This is a genomic window from Thiothrix litoralis (genome assembly GCF_017901135.1).
Lineage (GTDB): Bacteria > Pseudomonadota > Gammaproteobacteria > Thiotrichales > Thiotrichaceae > Thiothrix > Thiothrix litoralis.
In genome coordinates, this window is the sequence record NZ_CP072801.1 from 3,544,205 (window position 1) to 3,552,500 (window position 8,296).

Genomic DNA, 8,296 nt, shown 5'->3' on the forward strand with positions numbered 1-8,296 from the left:
ATAGGGCGTGATCGCTCACGCCCTAGGACTGCTTATTTCTTCACGCCTTCTATCGCCAGAATCATCTCGACTTCTTTAGAGGCAGGCCCCAAATCTTTCTCGATGCCGAAGTCTGCCAAGGTAAACTTGGTGCTGCCCTCAAAGCCACGGCGGAAGCCACCCCACGGGTCAGCGCCTGCGCCGATTTCTTTCACGTCAATGCTGATCGGTTTGGTGACGCCGTGCAGGGTCAGGTTGCCTTCCAGCTTGCCACCGCTGTACTTAGTACTGACGAATTTGGCTTCCGGGAATTTTTTCACGTCCAAAAAATCTTCCCCGCTCAGGTGCTTGTCGCGCTCGGCGTGGTTGCTGTTGACGCTGGTGGTGTCGATGGTCACTTCGACCTTGGTGTCTTCCGGCTTGGCTTCGTCGTAGCTGAAGTTGCCGCTGAATTTGTCGAAACGCCCGTACAGCCAGCTATAGCCCAGATGTTGGATGCGGAACTGGATGGAGGCGTGCATTCCTTCGGTGTCGATGGTGTAGTCGTCCGCATACGCGGCATTGCCTGCGAGTAAGCCGAGGGTTAGCAGTGAGCTTGCGATAATGGTTTTCATGAGGTTCTCCCAATGTTTGGTATTAACCTTTGCCCAACATGCGGGTCAAGGTCTTGTCTTTCCAGTAAAAATGGTGGATGAGTGCGGCGAGTGCATGTACACCCACCAGAAAAATGAACAGGGTGGCGCCGATTTCGTGGATGTCGCCCGCCAGTTCACCGCGATCCTTATCTGCTGGCAAGAGTGCGGGTAGCTCGAACAGGTCGAACACATTAATGCCATGCCCTTTTGCGGTGGAAATCAGGTAGCCACTGATAATGATCACGACCAGCAGGCCATACAAGGCGATATGCCCTAATTTGCCCGCGAGATGGGTGAAGGCAGGCGCACGGCTTACAGCGGGCAAAGGGCGCGGTTGGGCATAAACCCATGCCAGCCGTATCAGTAACAAGCCCGCCAACAGCAGACCTGTGGCTTTATGCAAGGTAGGCAGGGTGTGGTACAAGCGGTCGTAATATTCCAGATCGACCATGTAAGTGCCGACGCAATACATGCCAATCAGTGCCACCGCCATCAGCCAATGCAGCAGGATCGAAACCCAGCCGTAAGCCTGTGTTGAATTGTTCAGTTGCATCTATTCCCTCGCTACGGGCAAATCAAATACCAAAAACTCTGCCGTTGAATCGCTGGAAAAGGCGAGTTCTAACGGGGTTGCTTCGGGTATGGCTAAAGCATCCCCCGCCTGTAGGGTCATACCGTTCAGTATCAAGCTACCGCGTGCCACATGTACATAAACCGCACGCTTGTCCGGTTTCACCCAATGCGTGGTTTCCCCGGCTGCCAGAATGCTGGCGTACAAACAGGTGTCAGTATTCATGCTGAGTGAGCCGTCACGTCCATCAGGCGATACCAGTAATTGTAGTTTGCCACACCGTTGTTCTAGCGGGAAATGTGCTTGCGCGTAACCGGGTTGGATACCCGTGACAGTCGGCAATAGCCAGATTTGCAGTAAATGTACAGCCTCTGTTTCAGAATGGTTGAATTCCGAATGCAAAATGCCGCGCCCGGCACTCATGCGCTGCACATCGCCGGGGCGGATGGCGCTGCCATTGCCGAGGCTGTCTTTGTGTGACAATGCGCCTTCCATCACGTAAGTGACGATTTCCATGTCGCGATGCCCATGCATCGGGAAGCCACCTTTTGCGGCTACCCAGTCTTCATTGATCACCCGTAGTGATGAAAAGTTCATGCGAGCAGGATCGTGGTATTCGCTGAACGAGAAACTGTGGCGGCTTTCCAGCCATTCATTTTTGAATGCGCCGCGTGAATCTGCGTGGATGTGTTCCATGATGTGCTCCTGATAACTTGTTTTTACTTGAGTAACAGGATAATGTTTAATCTTGTTTTGATAAAGTCATTGTTATTGCATTGACTGTTAATCAGGGGTTTATAATGAGCCGTTTGGAATACATGGGAAATTTTGTCGCCATCGTTGATGGTGGCAGCATTACCGCTGCTGCTGACAAGCTGGAATTGACCGTTGCCGCTGTGAGCAAGCGCTTGAAAATGCTGGAAACGGAGCTGGGGGTGCGCTTGCTGACTCGCAATACGCGCCAGCTTTCCCTGACGGAAGCTGGGCAATATTACTACCAACATTGCCGCGAAATTCAGGAAGAGGTCTCGCGGGTTGATCAGCATTTGCTCGCCATGCAAGGTACGCTGAGTGGCTCGTTACGCATTAATATGCCGATGACCTACGGCAAAGTGCGTTTGTCGCAATGGCTGATCCGTTTTTTGCAACAACACCCAGATATTCACCTCACTGCGCATTTGGATGATGCTTACACCGATGCGGCGAATGGCGATTACGACGTGGTGATTCGCATTGGGGTGCTGGAAGATTCACGGCTGGTTGCCCGTAAGCTGGAAAATGTTTACCTGATGCCGGTGGCTTCCCCGGCTTACCTGCAAGCTCAGGGTGTGCCGCAAATCCCGGCTGATTTGGCGAAACACCAGTGTTTGCACTATACCAATGTCAGTCATCGTGAAGGCTGGACGTTGTATGATGAGGGCGGAAATGCCCATAACGTGCAAATACAGGGGCAACTGTGTACCAATAATGGCGAAGTGCTGAAGCAGGCGGCGATAGCGGGGATGGGCATTGCTCTACAGCCCGATTTTGAAGTGACCGATGCGCTGGAAAAAGGTGAGTTGGTACGCATTCTGCCGGAGTATTCCGCACAAACCCTGTCGGTCTATGCGGTTTACCCTAGCCGCCAGTTCTTGCCCGAAAAGACCCGGGCATTGGTGGACTTTTTGATTCAGTCCTTACAGATGACGTAATTATGCCGGGCGGCGTTTCTGCCAGAAATAATAGCCAACCAACACCACTGCGACGAAGCCCAGAACGCTAGCAGTGATCAGTAGCTTGTTTTCCTCAATCAGTGCTTGATTACCGCCGATGAAATAGCCAAACAGTGCCAATACCAGCGACCACAGCCCCGCGCCTAGCACGGTATACAAGGCAAATTTCGCCGGATTCATCCGCGTGAGGCCAGCAGGTAAGGAGATCAGGTGGCGAATCCCTAGCACCAAGCGTCCGGTAAACGTGGAAATAGCGCCGTGTTTGAGGAAAAATGTATCCGTTTTTTGCAGCAAGGCGGGGCGCACGAAAAAGTATTTGCCGTACTTTTCCAAAAACGGGCGTCCCACCCACAAGGCGAAGGCATAGTTGATGGATGCGCCCAGCAAACTACCAAAAGTGGAGGCCAACACCACCAGGGTTAAGTCCATTTTTCCTTGGTGTGCCAACATGCCTGCGGGGATAACCACCAATTCACTCGGTACGGGTAACACGGTTGATTCCATCGCCATTGCAATGAAAATACCCCAATAACCCCATGCTTCAACCGTAGCGAGTACCCAGTTGATAAAATCGTGCAACATATCAAACCCTTTTGTTGTTCCCTGAGCGTAGTCGAAGGGATATTTAATTAAAGATGATCAGAAGCGTAATCCGCTAGGCGTGAACGTTCGCCGCGTTGCAGCGTGACATGCCCGCCGTGTTCCCAGCCCTTAAAACGGTCTACCACATAGGTCAAGCCTGACGAGGTTTCGGTCAGGTAAGGCGTGTCAATTTGCGCAATATTGCCCAGACACACTACCTTGGTTCCCGGCCCTGCACGCGTAATCAGGGTTTTCATCTGTTTGGGTGTCAGGTTTTGCGCTTCGTCGATGATGATATAACGATTCAGGAAGGTTCGACCACGCATAAAGTTCAGGGATTTGATCTTGATTTTGCTCATCAGGAACTCATCCGTGGCATTGCGTCCCCATTTGCCACCGTTGGTCGGTTGGGTCAGCACTTCGAGGTTATCCATCAATGCACCCATCCACGGAGCCATTTTTTCCTCTTCGGTGCCGGGCAAAAAGCCAATGTCCTCGCCAACAGGCACGGTGACGCGGGTCATGATGATTTCTTTGTAAAGCTGCTCGTCGAGTAATTGTGCCAAGCCTGCCGCCAGTGTCAGCAAGGTTTTGCCTGTACCGGCCGCACCGAGCAGGGTCACGAAGTCGATGTCAGGATCCATGAGTAGGTTCAGGGCAAAGTTCTGCTCGCGGTTACGCGCGGTAATGCCCCACACCGCATGGCGCGGTTCGGTGAAGTCACGGGTGGTTTCAATAACGACGTGATCAGCGGTTTTTTTGCGCACAATCGCTTGAAACGGCTGATCCCCCGGTAGGGCGAGAAAGTGCCCCGGTAGCCATTCTTGTGTCAGGGGGCCAAACAGCTTGTAGAAGGTATGCCCGTGTTCCTTCCACGATTCCATTTCCTTGTTATGCGCTTCCCAGAAATCCGCCGGTAGTTCGTGGAAACCGGTTGGTAGCAGGTCGGCATCATCCAGCACTTGGTCGTTGAAGTAATCTTCGGCTTTCAGGCCGACAATCGTGGCTTTGATGCGCAGGTTGATGTCTTTGGAAACCAGAATGACATCACGTTCCGGGTATTTATCCCGCAAACTCAGTGCAACGCTGAGGATAGTGTTGTCCGGCGAATCACCGGGCAGCCCGGTCGGGGCAGGGGCGTTCAGTGCTTCGGTCTGGAACATCAGCTTGCCGCTGGGCGCTTTGCCGCCGCTCAACAGCGTATTGCCAGCCAGTGGTACGCCTGCGTGGATGGATTCAGTACCGGCTGCTGAAATCAGGTCATCCATGAAGCGGCTGACTTGGCGCACGTTGCGAGCGACTTCGGAGACGCCTTTTTTGCTGTGGTCGAGTTCTTCCAACACCACCATCGGCAGGAAAATATCATGTTCTTGAAAGCGGAACAGGGCGGTAGGGTCGTGCATCAGCACATTGGTATCGAGGACAAACAGGCGCTTTTCGTGTGTGTGGGGGGCTGGTATCGGGCTCATGTTACTCCTAGGGGTCATGATTAGGATAATGTTTGCGCCGCCGTCAGCACGGCTGCCACATGGTTTTTGACAGAAACCTTCCGCCATTCATGGCGCAGGATGCCTTGTTTGTCAATCAGGAAGGTACTGCGTTCAATGCCGCGTACCTGTTTGCCATACATGTTTTTCAGTTTGATGACATCGAAGCATTGGCAGGCTGTTTCTTCCACATCCGCCAATAGTTCAAACGGAAAGGTCTGTTTCGCTTTGAAATTCTCGTGCGATTTCAGACTGTCGCGGGAAATGCCAAAAATCACTGTATCCGCTGCCTGAAACTGGGGGTAGGCATCGCGGAAGTCCTGACCTTCTGTGGTACAGCCGGGTGTGCTGTCCTTAGGATAAAAGTAGAGGATGATATGCGCCTTGTCCCGAAAATCAGACAGACGGAAAGTCAGGCCGGATGTGGCTGCCAAGCTAAAGTCGTCAACAGGGTTGCCAAGGGTGGGTGTGGTCATGATAGGTTCCTTTTTAGACACGTCTTTCAATGCGCCAAGCGCGGCAATATGGTAATGCTTGTGTTTCATTACCCGCCTCAGTAGTATGCTGTCAAATCATTTTTTGGAGGATTGCATGTTTCGCGGCAGTATGGTGGCACTCATTACCCCGATGACAGCTAACGGGGATGTGGATGAGGCAGCGTTGGAAGCCCTGGTGGCGTTCCATCTGGAAAATGGCACCGATGCCATTGTAGCTGTGGGCACAACTGGCGAGTCGGCAACCTTGGATTACAAGGAACACCGGCATGTCATGAAACGTGTGATTCAACTGGTGGCGGGCAAAATTCCGGTCATCGCCGGGACAGGTTCCAATAGCACGGCAGAAGCGATTGAAATGACGCAAATCGCCATGCAGGACGGTGCGGACGCCTGTTTGCTGGTCACGCCTTACTACAATAAGCCGACGCAGGAAGGTTTGTATCAGCATCATAAGCTGATCGCCGAACGGGTCGCGATTCCGCAAATCCTCTATAATGTACCGGGTCGGACAGTCTGCGACATGTTGCCCAGTACCGTTGAGCGCCTTGCGGCGATTTCCAATATCATCGGTATCAAGGAAGCCACTGGCAATCTGGATCGCGTTACGGAAATCCAGCAGCGTTGTGGCGACAGCATCGACATTTACAGTGGCGATGATGCGACTGCGATGGAGTTAATCCTGATGGGCGGCAAGGGTGATATTTCAGTCACGGCTAACGTTGCCCCCAAAGCCATGCATGACATGTGTGCGGCGGCGTTGGCAGGTGATCGGGAAACCGCCAGCCGTATCAACGCGACGTTGGAAGCTTTGCACCGTGACCTGTTCCTCGAACCCAATCCGATGCCAGTCAAATGGGCATTGGCGCAGATGGGCTTTGGGGATGAGCGCGGCATACGTTTACCGCTGGTACCTTGTTCTGATGCCATTAAGCCCCAATTACTGGCAGCCATGCGTAAAGCCGGTATTGAGTGTTAGTTTTCTAAACGGAATAGACAATGAGTTCCATGAATATTCTTCCTCTGTCACGTTCAGTGGTAGTTCTTGGTTCAGTGCTGGCTTTATCAGCTTGCTCTGGGTTGAACATTGATGCAGTCGGCGAACGGGTGGATTACAAAAACAATAAAAGCATCAATTCGCTGGAAGTGCCCCCTGATCTGAGTGCGCCGGATTATGATCCAACGTATGCCACTATCCCCGGTGGTTCGGTCAGCGCTGCTGCCTTGGCACGCGGTGGTGTACAAAATGATAGCCGTATGGTGCTGCCGACCAATGCGGGTATCCAGCTCATGCGTGAAGGCAATGTCCGTTGGCTGCAAGTCAACGCACCCGCAGAAGCCGTCTGGCCGAAATTGCAGGAATTCTGGCGCACGATGGGGGTTGATATTAAGCGTGATGAGCCACGAGTTGGCATCATGGAAACCGATTGGGCAGAAAATAAGGCGGAAATTCCCCTCGACTTTATTCGCAAAACCATTGGTAAGGCGTTTGAGGGGGCGTATGACGCAGGTAGTCGTGATCGCTTCAAAATTCGTCTGGAGCGTCCAGCAGCACAAGCTACCAATATTTACCTGAGCCACGAGCGTGCTGAAGAATCAGTAAGTGGTACGGGGACGAAATGGCAATACGTGCCTGCCAGACCAGAGTTGGAAGCTGAAATGCTCAACCGCCTGATGGTTTTCTTGCAAGGTGGTGATGCTACAGCAGCGGCAGCTCCGGCAGCAGAGTCCAAACAGGTTGCTGTACCCGTGGCAATGGTGGCGCTGGATGGTGGTCAACCAGCATTGGCGGTAGGCGGTGCTGCGAATGATGTCTGGATCCGTACCGGTGTGATGCTAGGGCGTATCGGTATGAGCATTGAAGGCCAGCAACGTTCCAATGGTGTTTACCTCGCGACTGATGGTGGCGGCGCTGGTGATAGCAAGCAAGGCTTCTTCAGTCGCCTGTTTAGCTCTGATAAAGAGGCGCTGAAAGTGGGCAGCAAGTATCAGGTGCAAATTTCTGATGCGGGCAACCGTAGCCTGATCACGGTCGGGGATGCTGAAGGCAATCCGCTCAAGCCAGCCGTAGCCACTGCATTGCTGGAGCGCCTCAAGTCTGAATTTGAGCGCTAATGTTGCGTTTTGCTTCCCTCGGTAGCGGTAGCAAAGGCAATGGCGCACTGATCGAGTCCGGCAAAACCCGCCTTTTGCTGGACTGTGGTTTTAGTCTTAGTGAAACTGAACGACGTTTGCACCGTTTGGGGTGCTCGCCCCAATCCCTTACTGCCATTCTTGTTACCCACGAACACGGCGATCATGCCGCGGGCGTGGGGCGGCTTTCACGGCGCTACAACATCCCTGTATGGCTAACCGTTGGCACTTGTCACGCGATGCGTGATGTCAAGTTTGCTGAAACCCGCTATATCAACGTCCATCAAGCGCTGGAAATCCAAGACTTGCAGGTTACGCCGTTTCCCGTTCCCCACGATGCCCGAGAACCCTGTCAGTTTGTATTCAGTAATGGTAATCACAAGCTGGGGATTCTGACGGATGTGGGAAGTCATACGCCGCTTATTCTGCAAATGCTTCAGCGGCTAGATGCGTTAATGTTAGAGTGTAATTATGACGCAACATTGCTGGCTGGTAGTGCTTATCCACCTTCGTTAAAGGCGCGGGTTGCCGGGCGTTACGGGCATTTGGATAATAAACAGTCGACACATCTGTTGGGGCAACTCGATTTGAGCCAGTTGCAACATCTGGTGGGGATGCATTTGAGTGAGAATAACAACCTTCCTTCTTACGCGTATCAGGCGCTTTGTGAAGGAGTCGGTTGTGATAAAAGCTGGATTCAAGT

The 8,296-nt window shown here is 52.7% G+C and carries 10 protein-coding genes (1 of these 10 only partly in view); 4 read left to right on the forward strand and 6 right to left on the reverse strand.

The window, feature by feature from the left end:
* Positions 1-32: 32 nt before the first annotated feature.
* From J9253_RS17170 to J9253_RS17180, 3 genes are read right to left on the reverse strand one after another with little or no spacing between them, the layout of a single operon-like run.
* On the reverse strand, positions 33-593 hold the full coding sequence (locus J9253_RS17170; protein ID WP_210222103.1) for a YceI family protein: 561 nt from the start codon (positions 591-593) through the stop codon (positions 33-35).
* Between the two features lie 22 nt (positions 594-615).
* Positions 616-1,167 carry a cytochrome b gene (locus tag J9253_RS17175; RefSeq protein ID WP_210222104.1) on the reverse strand — a complete coding sequence of 184 codons (552 nt, stop codon included), beginning with the start codon at positions 1,165-1,167 and terminating at the stop codon, positions 616-618.
* Complete coding sequence (locus J9253_RS17180; RefSeq protein WP_210222105.1) at positions 1,168-1,881, reverse strand: pirin family protein; 714 nt, start codon at positions 1,879-1,881, stop codon at positions 1,168-1,170.
* A gap of 104 nt (positions 1,882-1,985) precedes the next feature.
* Between J9253_RS17180 and J9253_RS17185 the strand changes: the two genes are divergently transcribed.
* Positions 1,986-2,876, forward strand: coding sequence for a LysR family transcriptional regulator (locus J9253_RS17185; protein ID WP_210222106.1), 891 nt, complete (start codon positions 1,986-1,988; stop codon positions 2,874-2,876).
* Here the strand turns inward: J9253_RS17185 and J9253_RS17190 are convergent, their stop codons facing one another.
* The 3 genes from J9253_RS17190 to J9253_RS17200 are packed head-to-tail and all read right to left on the reverse strand — an operon-like array spanning position 2,877 to position 5,442.
* On the reverse strand, positions 2,877-3,479 hold the full coding sequence (locus J9253_RS17190; protein WP_210222107.1) for a DedA family protein: 603 nt from the start codon (positions 3,477-3,479) through the stop codon (positions 2,877-2,879).
* 47 nt (positions 3,480-3,526) lie between these two features.
* Entirely contained in the window at positions 3,527-4,948 is a 1,422-nt protein-coding gene (locus tag J9253_RS17195; protein ID WP_210222108.1) for a PhoH family protein, read from the reverse strand.
* Positions 4,949-4,968: 20 nt separating this feature from the next.
* Entirely contained in the window at positions 4,969-5,442 is a 474-nt protein-coding gene (locus tag J9253_RS17200; protein WP_210222109.1) for a peroxiredoxin, read from the reverse strand.
* Positions 5,443-5,557: 115 nt separating this feature from the next.
* Here J9253_RS17200 and dapA point away from each other — a divergent pair, with 115 nt between their 5' ends.
* The 3 genes in view from dapA to J9253_RS17215 are tightly spaced (at most 29 nt apart) and all read left to right on the forward strand, a layout consistent with a single transcriptional unit that may run on beyond the window.
* A complete protein-coding gene (gene dapA / locus J9253_RS17205) occupies positions 5,558-6,439 on the forward strand; it encodes a 4-hydroxy-tetrahydrodipicolinate synthase (protein ID WP_210222110.1) in 882 nt (293 codons plus the stop codon).
* A gap of 29 nt (positions 6,440-6,468) precedes the next feature.
* A complete protein-coding gene (bamC, locus tag J9253_RS17210) occupies positions 6,469-7,575 on the forward strand; it encodes an outer membrane protein assembly factor BamC (RefSeq protein WP_210222111.1) in 1,107 nt (368 codons plus the stop codon).
* Positions 7,575-8,296: the 5' portion of an MBL fold metallo-hydrolase gene (locus tag J9253_RS17215; RefSeq protein ID WP_210222112.1), read on the forward strand. The gene runs 43 nt beyond the window's last position; 722 of the gene's 765 nt are visible here — the first part of the coding sequence; it begins with the start codon at positions 7,575-7,577; its stop codon lies off the right edge, out of view. The genes bamC and J9253_RS17215 overlap by 1 nt, the downstream gene beginning before the upstream one ends.

Coding starts and splice junctions, on each gene's coding strand:
- J9253_RS17200 (WP_210222109.1), bottom strand. CDS start 5,442: ATGACCACACCCACCCTTGGCAACCCTGTTGACGACTTTAGCTTGGCA.
- dapA (WP_210222110.1), top strand. CDS start 5,558: ATGTTTCGCGGCAGTATGGTGGCACTCATTACCCCGATGACAGCTAAC.
- J9253_RS17180 (WP_210222105.1), bottom strand. CDS start 1,881: ATGGAACACATCCACGCAGATTCACGCGGCGCATTCAAAAATGAATGG.
- J9253_RS17185 (WP_210222106.1), top strand. CDS start 1,986: ATGAGCCGTTTGGAATACATGGGAAATTTTGTCGCCATCGTTGATGGT.
- J9253_RS17190 (WP_210222107.1), bottom strand. CDS start 3,479: ATGTTGCACGATTTTATCAACTGGGTACTCGCTACGGTTGAAGCATGG.
- J9253_RS17170 (WP_210222103.1), bottom strand. CDS start 593: ATGAAAACCATTATCGCAAGCTCACTGCTAACCCTCGGCTTACTCGCA.
- J9253_RS17195 (WP_210222108.1), bottom strand. CDS start 4,948: ATGAGCCCGATACCAGCCCCCCACACACACGAAAAGCGCCTGTTTGTC.
- bamC (WP_210222111.1), top strand. CDS start 6,469: ATGAATATTCTTCCTCTGTCACGTTCAGTGGTAGTTCTTGGTTCAGTG.
- J9253_RS17175 (WP_210222104.1), bottom strand. CDS start 1,167: ATGCAACTGAACAATTCAACACAGGCTTACGGCTGGGTTTCGATCCTG.